The sequence below is a fragment of the Pseudomonas sp. SBB6 genome, from assembly GCF_024213215.1.
Taxonomy (GTDB): domain Bacteria; phylum Pseudomonadota; class Gammaproteobacteria; order Pseudomonadales; family Pseudomonadaceae; genus Aquipseudomonas; species Aquipseudomonas donghuensis.
Genome location: NZ_JANAVH010000001.1, coordinates 403,001 through 419,418, shown reverse-complemented (window position 1 = coordinate 419,418; position 16,418 = coordinate 403,001). Strand labels below are relative to the sequence as shown.

The 16,418-nt window shown below is 63.2% G+C and carries 16 protein-coding genes; 10 read left to right on the top strand and 6 right to left on the bottom strand.

What is annotated here, in order from left to right:
* The first annotated feature begins 30 nt into the window (after positions 1 to 30).
* From NLX68_RS02045 to NLX68_RS02035, 3 genes are read left to right on the top strand one after another with little or no spacing between them, the layout of a single operon-like run.
* Positions 31 to 1,845, top strand: a complete 1,815-nt coding sequence (locus tag NLX68_RS02045; protein ID WP_254282453.1) for an ATP-binding protein — start codon at positions 31 to 33, stop codon at positions 1,843 to 1,845.
* Positions 1,842 to 3,254, top strand: a complete 1,413-nt coding sequence (locus NLX68_RS02040; RefSeq protein ID WP_254282451.1) for a sigma-54 dependent transcriptional regulator — start codon at positions 1,842 to 1,844, stop codon at positions 3,252 to 3,254. Before NLX68_RS02045 ends, NLX68_RS02040 begins: the two co-directional genes overlap by 4 nt.
* Positions 3,251 to 3,706 carry a YiiD C-terminal domain-containing protein gene (locus tag NLX68_RS02035; protein WP_254282450.1) on the top strand — a complete coding sequence of 152 codons (456 nt, stop codon included), beginning with the start codon at positions 3,251 to 3,253 and terminating at the stop codon, positions 3,704 to 3,706. The genes NLX68_RS02040 and NLX68_RS02035 overlap by 4 nt, the downstream gene beginning before the upstream one ends.
* Here NLX68_RS02035 and cysQ read toward each other — a convergent pair.
* Complete coding sequence (gene cysQ / locus NLX68_RS02030; protein ID WP_254282447.1) at positions 3,695 to 4,522, bottom strand: 3'(2'),5'-bisphosphate nucleotidase CysQ; 828 nt, start codon at positions 4,520 to 4,522, stop codon at positions 3,695 to 3,697. The genes NLX68_RS02035 and cysQ overlap by 12 nt on opposite strands.
* The gene (nudE, locus tag NLX68_RS02025; protein WP_254282445.1) at positions 4,519 to 5,085 is read right to left on the bottom strand and encodes an ADP compounds hydrolase NudE; all 567 of its coding nucleotides are present in this window, start codon (positions 5,083 to 5,085) and stop codon (positions 4,519 to 4,521) included. The genes cysQ and nudE overlap by 4 nt, the downstream gene beginning before the upstream one ends.
* Before the next feature lie 79 nt (positions 5,086 to 5,164).
* Here nudE and yrfG point away from each other — a divergent pair, with 79 nt between their 5' ends.
* Complete coding sequence (gene yrfG, locus NLX68_RS02020; protein WP_254282443.1) at positions 5,165 to 5,827, top strand: GMP/IMP nucleotidase; 663 nt, start codon at positions 5,165 to 5,167, stop codon at positions 5,825 to 5,827.
* Here yrfG and lysM read toward each other — a convergent pair whose 3' ends face one another.
* Positions 5,828 to 6,268 carry a peptidoglycan-binding protein LysM gene (gene lysM, locus NLX68_RS02015; protein ID WP_254282441.1) on the bottom strand — a complete coding sequence of 147 codons (441 nt, stop codon included), beginning with the start codon at positions 6,266 to 6,268 and terminating at the stop codon, positions 5,828 to 5,830.
* A gap of 84 nt (positions 6,269 to 6,352) precedes the next feature.
* Between lysM and NLX68_RS02010 the strand changes: the two genes are divergently transcribed.
* From NLX68_RS02010 to NLX68_RS01985, 6 genes are all read left to right on the top strand, one after another.
* Positions 6,353 to 7,240: a LysR family transcriptional regulator gene (locus tag NLX68_RS02010; RefSeq protein ID WP_254282439.1), complete on the top strand. Its 888-nt coding sequence runs from the start codon at positions 6,353 to 6,355 to the stop codon at positions 7,238 to 7,240.
* Between the two features lie 95 nt (positions 7,241 to 7,335).
* On the top strand, positions 7,336 to 8,175 hold the full coding sequence (gene fdhD, locus NLX68_RS02005; protein WP_010221245.1) for a formate dehydrogenase accessory sulfurtransferase FdhD: 840 nt from the start codon (positions 7,336 to 7,338) through the stop codon (positions 8,173 to 8,175).
* Positions 8,172 to 10,508 carry an FdhF/YdeP family oxidoreductase gene (locus NLX68_RS02000; protein ID WP_254282437.1) on the top strand — a complete coding sequence of 779 codons (2,337 nt, stop codon included), beginning with the start codon at positions 8,172 to 8,174 and terminating at the stop codon, positions 10,506 to 10,508. The genes fdhD and NLX68_RS02000 overlap by 4 nt, the downstream gene beginning before the upstream one ends.
* 210 nt (positions 10,509 to 10,718) lie before the next feature.
* Entirely contained in the window at positions 10,719 to 11,198 is a 480-nt protein-coding gene (locus tag NLX68_RS01995) for a YMGG-like glycine zipper-containing protein (protein WP_026001198.1), read from the top strand.
* 287 nt (positions 11,199 to 11,485) lie between these two features.
* Positions 11,486 to 12,298: a protein-glutamate O-methyltransferase CheR gene (locus NLX68_RS01990; RefSeq protein ID WP_254282435.1), complete on the top strand. Its 813-nt coding sequence runs from the start codon at positions 11,486 to 11,488 to the stop codon at positions 12,296 to 12,298.
* 121 nt (positions 12,299 to 12,419) lie between these two features.
* Positions 12,420 to 13,076, top strand: coding sequence for a response regulator transcription factor (locus NLX68_RS01985; RefSeq protein ID WP_026001197.1), 657 nt, complete (start codon positions 12,420 to 12,422; stop codon positions 13,074 to 13,076).
* A 6-nt stretch (positions 13,077 to 13,082) separates the two neighbouring features.
* On the opposite strand, the gene NLX68_RS01980 is transcribed toward NLX68_RS01985, so the two are convergent.
* The 3 genes from NLX68_RS01980 to hslO all read right to left on the bottom strand — a co-directional run bounded on the left by NLX68_RS01980 (position 13,083) and on the right by hslO (position 16,328).
* Positions 13,083 to 13,511 (bottom strand): thioesterase family protein, encoded by a 429-nt coding sequence (locus NLX68_RS01980; protein ID WP_254282433.1) that lies wholly within the window; start codon positions 13,509 to 13,511, stop codon positions 13,083 to 13,085.
* Positions 13,512 to 13,704: 193 nt separating this feature from the next.
* Positions 13,705 to 15,246 (bottom strand): phosphoenolpyruvate carboxykinase, encoded by a 1,542-nt coding sequence (locus tag NLX68_RS01975; RefSeq protein ID WP_010221239.1) that lies wholly within the window; start codon positions 15,244 to 15,246, stop codon positions 13,705 to 13,707.
* A gap of 179 nt (positions 15,247 to 15,425) precedes the next feature.
* Complete coding sequence (hslO, locus tag NLX68_RS01970) at positions 15,426 to 16,328, bottom strand: Hsp33 family molecular chaperone HslO (RefSeq protein WP_254282431.1); 903 nt, start codon at positions 16,326 to 16,328, stop codon at positions 15,426 to 15,428.
* Positions 16,329 to 16,418 lie beyond the last annotated feature (90 nt).

Here is a 16,418-nt window from a genome sequence, read left to right as displayed (position 1 = left end):
AATGCGCCAGATCATTCTGGCGCAGTTGCGATGACCATGACCCCACCCGTTCCCCGCCGCCCCCGCTGGCGCAGCCTGGCCATACTTGCAGTGTGCCTGGCCCCATTGCTATGGCCGTTACAGCATCTTGCCGAGCGCTATTACCAAGACGAACTGGCCGGGCAGAACCGCCAGACCCTCGATCTCTACGTGGCCAACCTGCTCGGTACCCTGCACCGCTACGAGACCCTGCCGCAGATCCTCGGTGACCTGCCGGCATTGCGCGCGGTGCTGGCCGACCCGCTGCGCCTGGAAACCCTGACCAACGCCAACCGTCTACTCAAGGACATCGCCACCCAGACCGGCGCCGAAGTCATGTACCTGATGGACGCCAACGGCAATACCCTGGCCGCCTCCAACTGGGACAAACACGACAGTTTCGTCGGTCGCAATTTCGCCTTTCGCCCCTATTTCAGTGAAGCCATCGCCGGGCGTCTGGGACGCTTCTTCGGCCAGGGCACCACCTCGGCCAAGCGCGGCTACTTTTTCGCCGCCGCCGTGCGCGACCGCGACCGGGTGATCGGCGCGCTGGTGGTCAAGGTCGACCTTGACCATACCGAAACCCTCTGGGGCAAGACCCCGGAACAGCTGCTGCTGACCGACCACAACGGCGTGGTGATCCTCACGTCGCGTCCCGACTGGCGTTTCCGCGCCACCCGGCCCCTGACCGATGCCGAACGCGAAGCCATTGTCGCCATCCAGCCCTACCCGACCCAGTCGCCCAAACCGCTGACCCTCGACCCCAAGGCCTGGCTGACCCAAACCCAGGCCATCGAGGAAACCGGCTGGCAGGTCAGCATCCTCGCCCCGCGCACCCTGATCGACCGCTCGGTACGCACCGTGGTTGCCATTGGCGGTGCCACCTTGCTGGTACTGATGCTGTTGCTCGGGCTGATCATGCAGCGCCGCCGTCATTACATGGATCGCATCGACTTCGAGGCCCATGGCCGCCAGGAACTGGAAAAACGGGTGATCGAACGTACCGCCGACCTCGAAGGCCTCAACAGCCGCCTGAAGGAGGAAGTACTGGAACGCGAACAGGCCCAGCAGGAGCTGGTACGCGCTCAGGACGAACTGGTGCAGGCCGGCAAGCTATCGGTGCTGGGCACCATGTCGGCGAGCATCAGCCACGAACTCAACCAGCCGCTGGCGGCGATCCGCAGCTATGCCGAAAACGCCGAGATCCTGCTCGACCACCAGCGCACCGACGATGCCCGCAGCAACCTCAAGCTGATCAGCGAGCTGACCGGGCGTATGGCCTCGATCATCGCCCACCTGCGCGCCTTCGCCCGCCGCGACCGCCATGCCCCGGAGAGCGTAGCCCTGCAGCCTGCCCTGGACGATGCCCTGGCGCTGCTGGCCAAGCGCCGCCGAGCCATGGCCGTGGAGCTGGTGCGCGACCTGCCCGAGGCCACCCTGTGGGTGCAGGCCGGCGAAACCCGCCTGCGCCAGGTGCTCGGCAACCTGCTGGCCAATGCCCTCGACGCCCTGACCGAAAAGGCCAACCCGCGCAAGCTGTGGCTCAGTGCCGAACAGCGCGATGGCAACGTCTACCTGTACATTCGCGACAACGGGCCGGGCTTTACCAGCCAGGCCCTGGCCCGCGCCCGCGAGCCGTTTTTCACCACCAAGACGCGCACCCAGGGCCTTGGCCTTGGCTTGGCGATCTGCGATACCTTGATGCGTGCACTGGGCGGTGAGCTGCTGCTGGGCAACCACCCTGAAGGCGGTGCCCTGCTTACCCTGCAGCTACGCATCGCCAAGCCCGGCGCTACACTACCCACTTCGGAGGACCCATCGGCATGACGACCGAGCCGCTCATCGACAGCCGCACGCAGGTGATTCTGGTCGACGACGACCCGCACCTGCGCCAGGCCCTGAGCCAGACCCTCGACCTTGCCGGGCTGAAGATCCTGCCGCTGACCGACGCCCAGGGCCTGGCCGGGCGAATCGAGCGCGACTGGCCGGGCGTGGTGGTCAGCGATATCCGCATGCCCGGTATCGACGGCCTGGAGCTGCTGCAGCAGCTTCACACCCAGGACCCGGAACTGCCGGTGCTGCTGATCACCGGCCATGGCGACGTGCCGCTGGCCGTGCAGGCCATGCGCGCCGGGGCCTATGATTTTCTGGAAAAACCCTTCGCCAGCGATGCGCTGCTCGACAGTGTGCGTCGTGCCCTGGCCCTGCGCCGCCTGGTGCTGGACAACCGCAGCCTGCGCCTGGCCCTGAGCGATCGCCAGGAGCTGAGCACGCGCCTGGTCGGCCACTCGGCACCGATGCTACGCCTGCGCGAACAGATCGGTGCCTTGGCCGGCACCCGCGCCGACGTACTGATCCTTGGCGAGACGGGCGCCGGCAAAGAAGTTGTCGCTCGCGCCCTGCACGATTTGTCGAGCCGCCGTGATGGCCCGTTCGTGGCAATCAATGCCGGCGCCCTGGCCGAATCGGTAGTCGAAAGCGAGCTGTTCGGCCACGAGCCGGGGGCGTTCACCGGAGCGCAGAAGCGCCGTATCGGCAAATTCGAATTCGCCAACGGCGGTACGCTGTTCCTCGATGAAATCGAAAGCATGAGCCTGGATGTACAGGTCAAACTGTTGCGCCTGTTGCAGGAGCGGGTCGTCGAACGCCTGGGCGGCAACCAGCTGATCCCGCTGGATATCCGCATCATCGCTGCGACCAAGGAAGACCTGCGCCAGGCCGCCGACCAGGGGCGCTTTCGTGCCGACCTGTACTACCGCCTGAACGTTGCACCGCTGCGCATTCCGCCACTGCGCGAGCGTGGCGAAGACATTCTGGTGCTGTTCCAGCACTTTGCCGAAGCCGCCGGCGAGCGCCATGGCCTGCCGGTGCCCCCGCTGCAACCAACGCACCGGGCGCTGCTGCTGCGCCATGAATGGCCGGGTAACGTGCGCGAGCTGCAAAACGCCGCCGAGCGCTTCGCCCTGGGCCTTGAACTGGCGCTGGACGGTGACGTGCCGCCAGCCGCCGACGATCCCGCGCCAAGCACTGGCAGTGGTAACCTCAGCGAACAAGTCGAGCAGTTCGAACGTTCGCTGATCGCCGCCGAACTGGCACGCTCGCACAGCTCCCTGCGCAGCCTGGCCGAAGCCCTCGGTATCCCGCGCAAGACGCTGCACGACAAGCTGCGCAAACACGGCCTGAGCTTCGCCGACAGTCACCAAAACAGCGATGACCTGGAGGACAACCGTCCATGAGCGTGGACAGCCATTACCTTGAATCGGTGCTGCACAGTGACATCCCGCTGACCCGCCAGATGGGCCTGCAGGTCCTCGACTGGCAGCAGCATTGCCTGCGCCTGCAACTGCCGCTGGAGGCCAACGTCAATCACAAGAGCACCATGTTCGGCGGCAGCCTGTACTGCGCCGCGGTGCTGGTCGGGTGGGGCTGGTTGCACCTGAGGTTGCGTGAAGCGGGGATCGATGACGGCCATATCGTCATCCACGAAGGCCAGATCAGCTATCCGCTGCCGGTCACTGGCGCGGCCATCGCCACCTGCGCAGCGCCGGACGAGAAAGTCTGGGAGCGCTTCATCGCCACCTATCAGCGCCGTGGCCGGGCGCGCCTGAACCTGCACACCCAGGTCAGCAATGCCGGCAGCAGCGAGGCTGCCGTGCAGTTCAGCGGCCAGTACGTGCTACACCGCTAGGGCTTGCTGCAACAGCTTGTCGCGCCACGGCGCGGCAGCTGGCAAGGCCAGGAAGAACGGGTTGAGCAAGGAGTCGCGCGGCGGGTAGACGAAGGCCTGGCCATCGAGACCGAGCACTTCACCGCCGGCACCTTCCAACACCCCTTGCGCCGCAGCGGTATCCCACTGCGAAGTGGGAGCCAGACGCGGGTAGCAATCGGCCGCACCTTCGGCCAACAGGCAGAATTTCAGCGAGCTGCCGATATTGGCCAGCTCCAGCTCCCCCACTTCCAGACTCAAGCCCGCCAGCAAGGCTTCCTGTTGCGGGCTCGAATGACGCCGGCTGGCGACCACGGTAAAGCGCTCACCCGCAGGCGGTGCTGTGCGCACGTTGATGACTTCAGGTGCACCGGCGGCGGCTTCGAGCCAGGCACCAAGGCCTTTGCCACCGTAATAACAGCGGCCATTGGTGGGAATTGCCACCACGCCAAACACCACCCGTCCCTGCTCGATCAGGGCGATGTTGACGGTGAACTCTTCAGTGCCGGCGATGAATTCCTTGGTGCCATCCAGCGGATCGACCAGCCACCAGCGCTGCCAGCCTTGCCGTTCACTCAGGGGAATGTTGCAGTCTTCTTCAGACAGCACCGGGATTTCCGGGGCCAGCACGCGCAGGCCTTGGGCAATGACCTCATGGGCCGCCAGGTCGGCCGCAGTGACCGGCGACTCATCGGCCTTGGCCGTCACCGCCACATCGGCGCGCCAGTACGGCAGGATCGCCTTGCCCGCCTGGCGGGCCAGCTCCACCACCTGCTGCATCAGGGCAATGTCACTCATACCGGGAATACCCCACGCTGGCTCAGCAAATCACGCACCAGGTACAGCGCCGCCAAGGCCCGGCCTTCGGAAAACTGCGGATGCTGGGCCAGGGCCGACAGCTCGCGCAGGTTGATCTTGTCGACGCGCATCGGCTCCGGCTCGTCGCCTTCCAGGCGCTCCTCGTAGAGGTCGGTGGCCAGCACTACCTGAATCTTCTGGCTCATGTAGCCAGGCGAAAGCGACAGCTCGGTCAGGTGCTCAAGCTGATGGGCACCATACCCGGCTTCTTCCTTGAGCTCCCGGTCAGCCGCCGCCAGCACGTCTTCACCCGGCTCGATCAGGCCCTTGGGCAATGACAGTTCATACTCGTCAGTACCGCCGCAATACTCTTCCACCAGCAGCGCATGCTCGGCATCGAGCATCGCCACGACCATCACCGCGCCATAACCGGTACCGCGCCCGACCAGGCGTTCGTAAGTGCGCTCAGCACCGTTGGCGAAGCGCAACTGCACGGCTTCGACGCGGAACAGGCGGCTGCTGGCGACGATCTCGCGAGAGAGGACGGTGGGTTTCTGGCGCATGGGGCGGCTCCTTGGCGTGAACGGGTTACTATACCGTGGCTTGCCCGGCCGCTGCCTCCTGACTGTCCGAGAATTTCATATGCCCGTTTTAGCCTGGTCCACCATCGATACCGTCCTGCTGGACATGGACGGCACCCTGCTCGACCTGCACTTCGACAACCACTTCTGGCTCGAGCAACTGCCGCAGCGCTACGCCGAGCTGCACGGCATCAGCCGGGCCATGGCCGAGCTTGAATTGCAGCCATTGTTCGAGCAACACGCCGGCTCGCTGAACTGGTACTGCCTGGACTTCTGGAGCCGCGAGCTGAACTTCTCGGTGCGCGAGCTGAAGCTTGAGACCGCCCACCTGATCGCCTTGCGTGCGGATGCCGATACATTCCTGCAGGCGATCAAGCAGGCCGGCAAACGGGTAATCCTGATCACCAACGCCCATCGCGATTCGCTGTCGTTGAAACTGGAACGGGTAGAGCTGGCACCCTACTTCGAGCGCCTGATCAGCTCCCATGACTACGGCTACCCCAAGGAGCACCCACAGTTCTGGAGCGCTCTTGAGGCTGATATCGGCTTCAGCCCGCAACGCAGCCTGTTTATCGACGACACCTTGTCGATCCTGCGCAGTGCCCGCGACTTCGGTGTGGCGCACCTGCTTGCGGTGCGCCAGCCGGACAGCCGCAAAGGGCCGCGGGATACCGAAGAGTTCGCTGCGGTGGAAGACTACCGGGCGTTGCTCGAAGGGTTGTGATTACTCGGGAATGCGCAGGGTCTGGCCCGGGTAGATCTTGTCCGGGTGGCTGAGCAGCGGCTTGTTGGCTTCGAAAATCTTGTTGTACTGATTGGCATTGCCGTACACGGCCAGGGAAATGGCGCTGAGGGTGTCGCCTTTCTTCACCACGACAAAACGGGCCGCAGCAACAACCGGGCCGGTGACGGTGATCTGATCATCCACCGAAGCCACACCGGCAATGTTGCCCACCGCCAGCAGGATCTTCTCTTTCTCTTCCTGGCTGCTGACTTCGCCAGTCAGGATAACCTTGTCGCCGTCGACGGTGGCCTGAACGTTCGGGTTACCCAGTCCGACCTTCGCCACATGCGCCTTCAACTGCTCGCTGGCATTGGCATTACCCGGGGTCAACAGGTCGATGAGTTTCTCGCCTGCTTCTTTGACGAAACTGAAAATGCTCATGCCGCTCTCCTTGGTGATGAATCTCGGAGCCTGGAGTCTAGGACAGGTTAGAATGCTTCGCCTGCTTTGCGCCGTGGAGCGACGATGGACATCAAACAACTCAAATTCCTCATCGCCCTGGATGAAACCCGCCACTTCGGCCAGGCCGCCGCGCGCTGCCACGTGACCCAGCCAACCCTGTCGATGCGCCTGCGCAATCTCGAACAGGAACTGGACCTCGCCCTGGTCAATCGCGGCCAGCGCTTCGAGGGCTTTACCGCCCAGGGCGAACGGGTACTGGCCTGGGCCCGCTCGGTAATCGCCGCCTACGACGGCCTGAATGCCGAAGCTGCCGCTTGTCGCGGCCACTTGGTCGGCACCTTGCGCCTGGGCGTGGTACCGCTGTCGAGCTTCGATCCCCTGCCGCTGCTGCGGCGCATGCACCAGCAACATCCGGAACTGCGCTTTGAACTCAGCGCCCTGAGCTCCGAGCAGATCCTCGAACAGCTGACCAGCAACCAGCTGGACCTGGGCGTGTCGTACCTGGATCGCCTCGATCATGAACGCTTCCAGTCGCTGCCGCTGGGCGAGACGCGCATGGGGCTTTTATATGATCCAGATCATTTCTGCTTCGACGACCAACCCCTAAGCTGGCAACAGCTGACCAAACTGCCGCTGGGGTTGCTCACCGCCGGCATGCATTTTCGCCAGTCGATCGACCACAACTTCCACAGCCGTGGCCTGACACCGCAGCTGTTGCTGCAGACCGATGCCGTCCATCAGTTGGCCCAGGCCGTCAGCGGAGGCCTGTGCTGTGCCATCATGCCATTGGCGGCCGGCCTGGAAGTGCTCACTGAACGGCTGCGCCTGCAACCGATCGAACAGGCCTGCACCCTGGCGCCACTGGGCCTGATCATGCGCCGCACGGCGCCACGCTCGGCCCTGGCCGAGGTGTGCCTGGCACAATATCAAGCGCTGCAAGGCGAGGGTTGATCGACGCCGTCTATCAAGGCATCAGCATTAGCGATTAGACGATACCCGAGCGCAAGCCTAGGCTTAAAGCTGAACAGCCGCCGGTACCTCTGCTGATGAGCACAAAACCCCCGGCCTGTGCGGCGTCCACCCCGCTTGTGACTGCGCCCGCGGCCAGCAATACCTACGACTACTGCCACCTTACCGACGACAGCCAGGCGCACACCGCATTGGCCGAAGAAGTCGCCCTGGCGATTGCCTACAACGGTATCAGCCAGGCAGTGATGCTGGTCAGCCCCACCGACCTCGAAGACTTTATCGTCGGTTTCAGCATCGGCAGCGGCATCATTGCTTCGGCCAATGAGATCTACGACGTCAAGTTCACCAGTACTGGTTCGGCCATACACGCCGACGTCGAGATCGCCAACCGCGCCTTCTGGAACCTCAAGACCCAGCGCCGGCAACTGGCCGGCACCAGCGGCTGCGGCCTGTGTGGCGTGGAAGCGGTGGAGCAGGCCCTGCCCGACCTTGCCGTGTTGCCGGGTGCGCCGCTGCCACCTGCGCAATGGCTCGCGGGCCTGCGCCAGCGCATGGATGCCTTCCAGCCCCTGGGCCAGCACTGCGGTGCGGTACATGCGGCATTGTTCATGAACAATCAGGGGGAAATCCTCCTGGGTCGCGAAGACATTGGCCGGCACAACGCCCTCGACAAACTGATCGGCGCCTTGGTGCGCCAGCACCTGAGCCTCGACGGCGGCCTGGCAATCGTTACCAGCCGCTGCAGCCTGGAGCTGATCCAAAAAGTACTGCGCGCCGGCATCCAGACCCTGGTCAGCCTGTCCTCGCCCACCGGCCTCGCCCTGCAGTGGGCCCGGCGGCATAACCTCAACCTTATTCACCTGCCCAAACACAGCGCGCCACGGGTGTTCAGCCCCGTGCGGGAGAACAGAACGTGAGCCTGCATCACCAAGCCGATCAGAAGCCTGTCCCTCGCTATAAACCCTACAACGGTGCTGCTGGCGGCTGGGGCGCACTGCGCAGCGTGGCCCAGGCCTGGATCGGCAGCGACAACGCCCTGAAGAACATTCGCGCACTGCTCAAGACCAACCAGAACGGCGGTTTCGACTGTCCCGGCTGCGCCTGGGGCGACTCGCCGGAAAGCGGTATGGTCAAGTTCTGCGAGAACGGCGCCAAAGCAGTGAACTGGGAAGCGACCAAACGCCGGGTCGATGCGCCATTCTTCGCCCGCCACAGCGTCACCTCGTTACTGGCCCAGAGCGACTACTGGCTCGAATACCAGGGCCGGCTGACCGAACCGATGGTCTACGACGCCAGTACCGACCGCTACATACCCATCGACTGGGACAGCGCCTTTGCCCTGATCGCCAAGCACCTGCAACAGCTTGAAAGCCCCGACCAGGCTGAGTTCTATACCTCTGGCCGGGCCAGCAACGAAGCGGCCTACCTGTATCAGCTGTTCGTCCGTGCCTATGGCACCAACAACTTCCCGGATTGCTCGAACATGTGCCACGAAGCCAGTGGCGTGGCGTTGGGGCAGAGTGTCGGGGTTGGCAAGGGCACGGTGACGTTCGACGATTTCGAGCATGCCGATGCAATCTTCGTTTGGGGCCAGAACCCCGGCACCAACCACCCGCGCATGCTCGAACCGCTGCGTGAAGCGGTCAAACGCGGTGCCCAGGTGGTGTGCGTCAACCCGCTCAAGGAACGCGGCCTGGAGCGCTTCCAGCACCCGCAGCACCCGCTGGAGATGCTCACCAACGGCGACCGCCCGACCAACACTGCCTACTTGCGTCCGGCCCTGGGCGGCGACATGGCGGTACTGCGCGGCATGGCCAAGTTCCTCTTGCAGTGGGAGCGCGAAGCCCAGGCCAGCAATGCCCCGGCGATTTTCGACCACGATTTTCTCAACCAGCACACCCAGGACGTCCTGGCTTACCTGGCAGCGGTCGACGCCACCTCCTGGGAGCAGATCAGCGCGCAATCAGGCCTGACCCTGGCCGAGATCGAGTACGCCGCGCGCATGTACTGCAAGGCCAAAAAAGTCATCATGTGCTGGGCCATGGGCATCACCCAGCATCGCCATTCGGTGGCGACCATCCAGGAAATCGCCAACCTCATGCTGCTGCGCGGCAACCTCGGCGTACCCGGCGCCGGCCTGTGCCCGGTGCGTGGCCATAGCAACGTGCAGGGCGACCGCACCATGGGCATCAACGAGCGGCCACCAGTGGCCCTGCTCGATGCCCTGGAACGCCGCTTCGGCTTCAAGGTGCCGCGCCATAATGGCCACAACACGGTCGAAGCGATCCGCGCCATGGCCGACGGCCAGGCCAAGGTGTTCATCGCCCTGGGCGGCAATTTTGCCCAGGCCACCCCGGACACCGAGCGCACCGCCCAGGCCCTGCGCAACTGCGAGCTGACCGTGCAGATCAGCACCAAGCTCAACCGTAGCCATCTGCTGCATGGCAAGCAGGCGCTGATTCTGCCGTGCCTGGGGCGCACCGATATCGACCTGCAGGGCGAAGGCCCGCAGGCCGTGACCGTGGAAGACTCGTTCAGCATGGTCCACGCCTCCAACGGCCAGTTGCAGCCGCTGTCGCGGCAGATGCGCTCGGAGCCCGCAGTGATTGCCGGGATTGCCAATGCCACCCTCGGGGCCAGGCCGGTGGACTGGAACTGGCTGATCGCCGATTACGCACGGATCCGCGACCTGATCGACCAGACCATCCCAGGCTTTGAGAGCTTCAACCAGCGCCTGGAGCATCCGGGCGGTTTCTACCTGGGCAACAGCGCCGGCCAACGGCAATGGAAGACCAGCAGCGGTCGGGCCAACTTCAAGGCCAATGCCCTGCCCACTGACCTGCTGCACGAGCGCGTGCGCGCCAGCGGCCAGGTACCGGACCTGATCATGCAGTCGATGCGTTCCCACGATCAGTACAACACCACCATCTATGGCCTGGATGACCGTTACCGTGGAGTGAAGGGCCAACGCAACGTACTGTTCGTCAACGAAGCCGACATCATCCGCCTGGGCTTCCACCCCGGCGACAAGGCCGATATCGTCTCGCTGTGGAGTGATGGCCGCGAGCGTCGGGTCAAGGGCTTCACGTTGCTGGCCTTTGATATCCCGGCCGGTCAGGCGGCGGCCTACTATCCGGAAGTGAACCCGCTGGTGCCGCTGGAAAGCGTTGGCGATGGCAGCCATACGCCGACCTCGAAGTTCGTTGCGATAAAGCTGCAACCTGCCAGCGACAACGCCCGGATCCTCTGACAGAATCGGCGGCAAACAGGCACAAAAAAGGCCCTGACATCACTGTCGGGGCCTCGTTCCAAGCAAGCTCAGACAAGCGAAAATCAATAAAGTTTCACAGTTAAAACAGTAACTTAGAAAATTGTGTACAACTCGTGTTACTCGTCGGATTTCGTTTGCCAGCCCCCCTCTGCGGCCTCAGGATCGCGGCGTCATCCCTATGAGGCTCTCTTGATGAAGTACTCCTCGATTCTGTTGTTGTCTCTTGGCCTGCTCAGCGGCGTTGCCTCGGCAGGTGGCACCACCGAAGCCGGTATTGGCGGCGCATTGGGTGGGGTACTGGGCTCGGTGGTCGGTCAGTCGATCGGCGGCAGTACCGGCTCGGCGATCGGTGCGGGCCTGGGCGGCGCAGCCGGCAGTGCCGTGGGTGCCGACAAGCGCCAGCGTGGTGAAGCCGCAATCGGCGGTGCCCTGGGCGCAGCCGGCGGTAACGTTGTAGGCCGCAGCATGGGCGGCACCACGGGTAGCTACATTGGCGCGGCCGCAGGCGGTGGTGCCGGTGGCGCGTTGGGTAACTACATGGGCAACAGAGCCGATGAAGACGACCGCGATGACCGTCGCTACCGTCGCGGCTACGACGACCGTCGTTATTACGACCGTGGCCATCACTACGGGCACCGCAAGCACAAAAGGCACTGGCGTCACGACTAAGCCATTTCGGGCTTAAGCCAAACTCCTAGTCCCTGCCCTCACGGGCAGGGATCGCTGCAACACCCCGCACGTTACCGATCAAGCCTTGCAGGCCGATCCTGCGGCCAGTCCAGGCAGGCCCTGCTTCCCCTTCTCCTTGTTACCTTCCCGCGACCTAGGGGCAACCCCGATTCAGGCGAATATAGCCAGTAGCTATCATCGGCCGTTCCCAATCAGCCAATGGACGCAGGGAATGCGCATCTATCACGCAAAGACGGCCCGATTGCCCAGTGCACGAGGGGTGTGAGATGCCAGCCGACAGCCGCCCTCCGATGCTGAGTGAAGCCCAGTTCCTGCGCTTTCGCACCCTGGTCAGCCAGCGCTCTGGCGTGTTTCTCGCCGCCGACCGCCGTGCGGCTGTGGCTGCCCGCCTGGGAAAGCGCCTGCGGCATTTGCAACTGACATCCTTCGAACAGTATCTGCAACTGATCGAGCAGCCCGATCAACATCAGGAACAGCAGCAGGTACTCGACTTGCTGATTGCCCGGGACACCTACTTCTTTCGCGAACACCGCCATTTCGAATGCATTGCCCAATGGCTGCGCGACATACCACGGCCGCTGAGGCTCTGGAGCGCTGCCTGCGCCTCGGGCGAAGAAGCCTACAGCCTGGCCATGGTTGCCAGCGAACACGCCGTCAACGACGACTGGAGCGTGCTGGCCAGCGACATCAGCCCCCATCTGCTACAGCAGGCAGCCGAAGGCATCTACGACGTCTCCCAGGCCCGTTACTTCCCTGAAGGCTGGTTGCAACGTTACTGCCTGTGCGGCGTCGGCGAGATGGCCGGGCGCATGCGCATGGCGGCCACCTTGCAGGAGCGGTTGACGTTTCGCCAGATCAACCTGATCCAGCCACTGCCCGCTGACCTGGGCCTGTTCGACGGAATTTTTCTGCGCAATCTGCTGACCTATTTCAGTCAGGATGAGAAACAGCGCGTGGTTCAACGTTTGCTGGCTTGCCTGCGCCCGGGCGGCCTGCTGCTGATCGGACATAGCGAGAACATCCATGGCCTCGACCTGCCACTGCGGCCGATCCTGCCATCGGTGTTCGAACGCCTATGATGGCCTGCGCTGCCGGGACCTGCGGCAGGCCCCCGACACTGATCGCGCCACAGCGCGGCAGCGCTCATCCGGACCGAGCAAACCTGCCGCCCCTCTTCTTTTGCGAAACAGGCTCGAACCCATGCTTTGCCGAATACTACTTGCCGATGACTCGCCGCTCTTTCGAGCGGGCCTGCGAGCACTGCTCGAACAAAAAAAACAATACGCCGTAGTCGGTGATGCAGGCGATGGCATGACGGCTGTCGCACTGGCCGAGAAACTCAAGCCCGACATCATCCTGCTGGACATGACCGCCGATACCCTGGACAGCGAACAGATCTTGCGCGAGCTGTTCCTGCGCGTGCCCTCCAGCCATGTGTTGATGCTCTCGTCGCGCTCGGAGCTGGACTTCGTCATGCGTTGCCTGCAACTGGGTGCCCATGGCTTTCTGCTCAAGAGCGCCACGGTGCTGGAGCTGGAGCAGGCCCTGCAGGCGCTGAAAAATGGTGGCCAGTACCTGTCGTCAGCGGTGCTGCCGATGGTCATTGGCCAGGCGGTGAAACACAGCCGCAAGCGCCCCAGCGGCAGCACCACGATGCAGCTCACCGCGCGCCAGCTGGAGATCCTGCGGCTGATTGCCCGCGGTGAATCGACCCGCTCGATCGCCGACGGCCTGGGCCTGAGCGTGAAGACCATCGAGGCGCATCGCTCGCAGATCATGCACCGCCTGCAGATTCACGACGTGCCGGGGCTGGTGCTGTTCGCCGTGCGCGAAGGGATTATCCGCCTCAATGACTGAGCGGCCTCAACCTTGCAAACGCTCCAGCGCGGCCTGCAGCGTGGCCGGCAACTGTGCCGGCCGGCCCGAGCTGCGCTCGACGAACACCTGCACCACCTTGCCGACCGCGCAGGGCTGCCCGTCCTCGACCCGAAACAGTGCCAACTGATACTCCACCGAACTGCCCGCCAGACGCGCCACACGCAAGCCGACCTCAAGGGTGTCGGGAAAGGCCGGCAAGGCAAAGAAGTCCGCCGCCGAACTGACCACGAAACCGGCGACCTCGCCGTCCTGCAGGTCCAGCCCGGCCTGTTGCAGCAGGTACGCCTGGATCGCGGTGTCGAAGTAGGCATAAACCGTGGCACCGCCGATATGGCCGTTAAGGTCGCTGTCCTGCCAGCGGCTGAGGATCGGGTGCAGGTGGGGGTAGGCGTGGCGTTGAGGGAGTTCGGACATGATGGGCCTGAATATTGGATGGCCCATAACTGTAGGAGCGGGCTTGCCCCGCGATCAAGCACCAATCGATCATCATGCGGGTAAGACAGCGCGGGCCTTATCCCGGGGCAAGCCCGCTCCCACAAGGGTTTCGTTAGACCGGAAAGCAAAAAGCCGCCCCTGAGGGCGGCTTCTTGTTTACGCAGGCTTCAGCTTACAGCTGTGGGCCAGCTGCCTTGATGGCGTCGGAAACTTCGAACTTCTTGAAGTTTTCGATGAACAGGCCAGCCAACGCTTTTGCAGCTTCATCGTAAGCAGCCTTGTCAGCCCAGGTGTTGCGCGGGTTGAGCAGGTTGGTTTCAACGCCCGGTACGGCCAGTGGCACGTCGAGGTTGATGATGTCCAGGTGTTCGGTTGCGGTGCCGACCAGGGCGCCGCTCTGGATCGCTGCGATCACCGCGCGGGTGGTCGGAATGTTGAAGCGCTTGCCAACGCCGTAGCCACCGCCGGTCCAGCCGGTGTTGACCAGGTAGACCTTGGAGCCGAAGCCGCGGATGCGCTTGATCAGCAGTTCTGCGTACTCGCCAGCCGGACGCGGGAAGAACGGCGCGCCGAAGCAGGTGGAGAAGGTCGACTTGATGCCGCTGCCCGACCCCATTTCGGTCGAGCCCACCAGTGCGGTGTAGCCGGACAGGAAGTGGTAGGCCGCTTGTTCTTCGTTGAGGATCGACACTGGCGGCAGCACGCCGGTCAGGTCGCAGGTCAGGAAGATGACCGCGTTAGGCTCGCCGCCGAGGTTCTTTTCCGAACGCTTGGCAACGTGCTCCAGTGGGTAGGCGGCGCGGCTGTTCTGGGTCAGGCTGACATCGGTGTAGTCGGCGTGCTTGGCATCGTCGATGACGACGTTTTCCAGTACCGCGCCGTGCTTGATGGCTTTCCAGATGACCGGCTCGTTCTTCTCGGACAAGTCGATGCACTTGGCGTAGCAGCCGCCTTCGATGTTGAAGACCACGCCTTCGCCCCAACCGTGCTCGTCGTCGCCGATCAGGTAGCGGCTTTCGTCAGCCGACAGGGTGGTCTTGCCGGTGCCCGACAGGCCGAAGAACAGGGTCACATCGCCTGCTTCGCCAATGTTGGCGGCGCAGTGCATTGGCAGCACGTCGGCAGCCGGCAGCAGGAAGTTCTGCACCGAGAACATGGCTTTTTTCATTTCACCGGCGTAACGCATACCGGCGATCAGCACTTTCTTCTGGGCGAAGTTGAGGATCACGCAGCCATCGGAGTTGGTGCCGTCACGCTCAGGCACGCACTCGAAGTTGGCAACGTTGAGCACTTGCCACTGATCACGGCCAGCCGGGTTGTACTGCTGCGGGTTGATGAACAGGCAACGGCCGAACAGGTTCTGCCAGGCGGTCTGGGTGGTCATCTTGACCGGCAGGTAGTGCTCGGCGGCCGCACCTACGTGAACGTAGGATACGAAGTGATCCTGAGCGTTGTTGAACGCCTCGACGCGGTCCCACAGGGCATCGAACTTGTCGGCCGGGAACTTGCGGTTGATCGGGCCCCAGGCGATGGCATCCTGAGTGGACGGCTCTTCGACGATGAAACGGTCAACCGGCGAACGACCGGTACGGTGACCGGTTTTCACGACCAGCGCGCCGGTATCGGCCAGCTCGCCTTCACCGCGGTTCAGCGCTTCTTTTACCAGCTCATCGACGCTCAGGTCGGTGTACACGGTGTTGTTGGCTTGCGTCATGAGATTCCCCATCCGGCCTGCGGCCGAGTGCTCCAAACGTTTTGTAGTAGATCTTTCCAAACTACTACAGCGAAAAAAGTGGCCGGATTATGCCAGAAACGCCCAAAAAAAGTAGGGCCCTCCTGTCAGAACGGCGTGTTTCCGGCGTTAGACAGGAGAATTACCTGTACTGAAACGTTTTAGTGCCGAGTATCTGACGGTGTGTCTACACCGCCACCGGCGAACAATTGCTCGATATCGGCCGCATCGAATTGATAGCGCTGGTTACAGAACTGGCAATCGACTTCGATCTTGCCGCCATGCTCGTTAATCAGCTCCAGCGCGTCATGTTTGCCAAGGCTGACCAACGCATTACCGGAGCGCTCACGCGAGCAGCTGCAGCGGAAATGCAGCGGCTGGATATCGAACAGGCGCACGGCATCCTCGTGATACAGGCGATGCAGCACGGTTTCGTTGTCCAGACCCAGCAGCTCCTCGGCTTTCACCGTATTGGCCAGCGCTTTCACATGGTTCCAGCTGTCCTCGCGCTCCTCGATGTCCTTCTGGCGGTCGGCAGGCAGCTGTTGCACCAGCAGGCCACGAGCTCGAATGCCGTCGGCGGCCAGCGAGATGCAGGTGTTGATCTGCTGGGACATGACGAAATAGTTGGTGAAACACTCCGACAGGTCCTTGCCGTCCAGCTCCACCGTGCCCTGGTAGCGCTGGCCGTTGACCGGAATGATGGTCAGGACCAGATGCCCGCCAGGCATCAGGTCGGCAAGGCTTGCATCATCCTTGATCTGCTCGGCCGCATAGCGTGCCAGGCCGCGAATTTCGTGCTCGCTGGTGCATTCAATGGCCAGCAGGGGCACCGGCCCGCTCGACTGTGCCTGAAGGATCAGCAGACCATCGAACTTCAGCGTACCGACCAGCAGCGCGGCTGCCGCCATCAGCTCGCCGAGCAGCTGCGCAACAGGCTGCGGGTAAGGATGCTTGGCCAGCACTTCGGCGTAGCTGCGCTCCAGCCCGACCATCTCACCGCGTACATCGCGGTCGTCGAAGATGAAGCGTTGTGTGTAGTCGGTATCTGGCAAATCGGACATGGGCTCTGGCTTTCTGAATGATGACAAAATAATTTCAAGGGCCTATAAAGCCCGGTCTAGAGCACCAGAATGGTGCGCTCGTGGTTCGCA

What these genes read in the sequence shown, in the direction of transcription:
- NLX68_RS02045 (WP_254282453.1), top strand. Translation starts at nt 31, where the DNA reads ATGACCATGACCCCACCCGTTCCCCGCCGCCCCCGCTGGCGCAGCCTG.
- NLX68_RS02040 (WP_254282451.1), top strand. Translation starts at nt 1,842, where the DNA reads ATGACGACCGAGCCGCTCATCGACAGCCGCACGCAGGTGATTCTGGTC.
- NLX68_RS02035 (WP_254282450.1), top strand. Translation starts at nt 3,251, where the DNA reads ATGAGCGTGGACAGCCATTACCTTGAATCGGTGCTGCACAGTGACATC.
- cysQ (WP_254282447.1), bottom strand. Translation starts at nt 4,522, where the DNA reads ATGAGTGACATTGCCCTGATGCAGCAGGTGGTGGAGCTGGCCCGCCAG.
- nudE (WP_254282445.1), bottom strand. Translation starts at nt 5,085, where the DNA reads ATGCGCCAGAAACCCACCGTCCTCTCTCGCGAGATCGTCGCCAGCAGC.
- yrfG (WP_254282443.1), top strand. Translation starts at nt 5,165, where the DNA reads ATGCCCGTTTTAGCCTGGTCCACCATCGATACCGTCCTGCTGGACATG.
- lysM (WP_254282441.1), bottom strand. Translation starts at nt 6,268, where the DNA reads ATGAGCATTTTCAGTTTCGTCAAAGAAGCAGGCGAGAAACTCATCGAC.
- NLX68_RS02010 (WP_254282439.1), top strand. Translation starts at nt 6,353, where the DNA reads ATGGACATCAAACAACTCAAATTCCTCATCGCCCTGGATGAAACCCGC.
- fdhD (WP_010221245.1), top strand. Translation starts at nt 7,336, where the DNA reads ATGAGCACAAAACCCCCGGCCTGTGCGGCGTCCACCCCGCTTGTGACT.
- NLX68_RS01990 (WP_254282435.1), top strand. Translation starts at nt 11,486, where the DNA reads ATGCCAGCCGACAGCCGCCCTCCGATGCTGAGTGAAGCCCAGTTCCTG.
- NLX68_RS01985 (WP_026001197.1), top strand. Translation starts at nt 12,420, where the DNA reads ATGCTTTGCCGAATACTACTTGCCGATGACTCGCCGCTCTTTCGAGCG.
- NLX68_RS01980 (WP_254282433.1), bottom strand. Translation starts at nt 13,511, where the DNA reads ATGTCCGAACTCCCTCAACGCCACGCCTACCCCCACCTGCACCCGATC.
- NLX68_RS01975 (WP_010221239.1), bottom strand. Translation starts at nt 15,246, where the DNA reads ATGACGCAAGCCAACAACACCGTGTACACCGACCTGAGCGTCGATGAG.
- hslO (WP_254282431.1), bottom strand. Translation starts at nt 16,328, where the DNA reads ATGTCCGATTTGCCAGATACCGACTACACACAACGCTTCATCTTCGAC.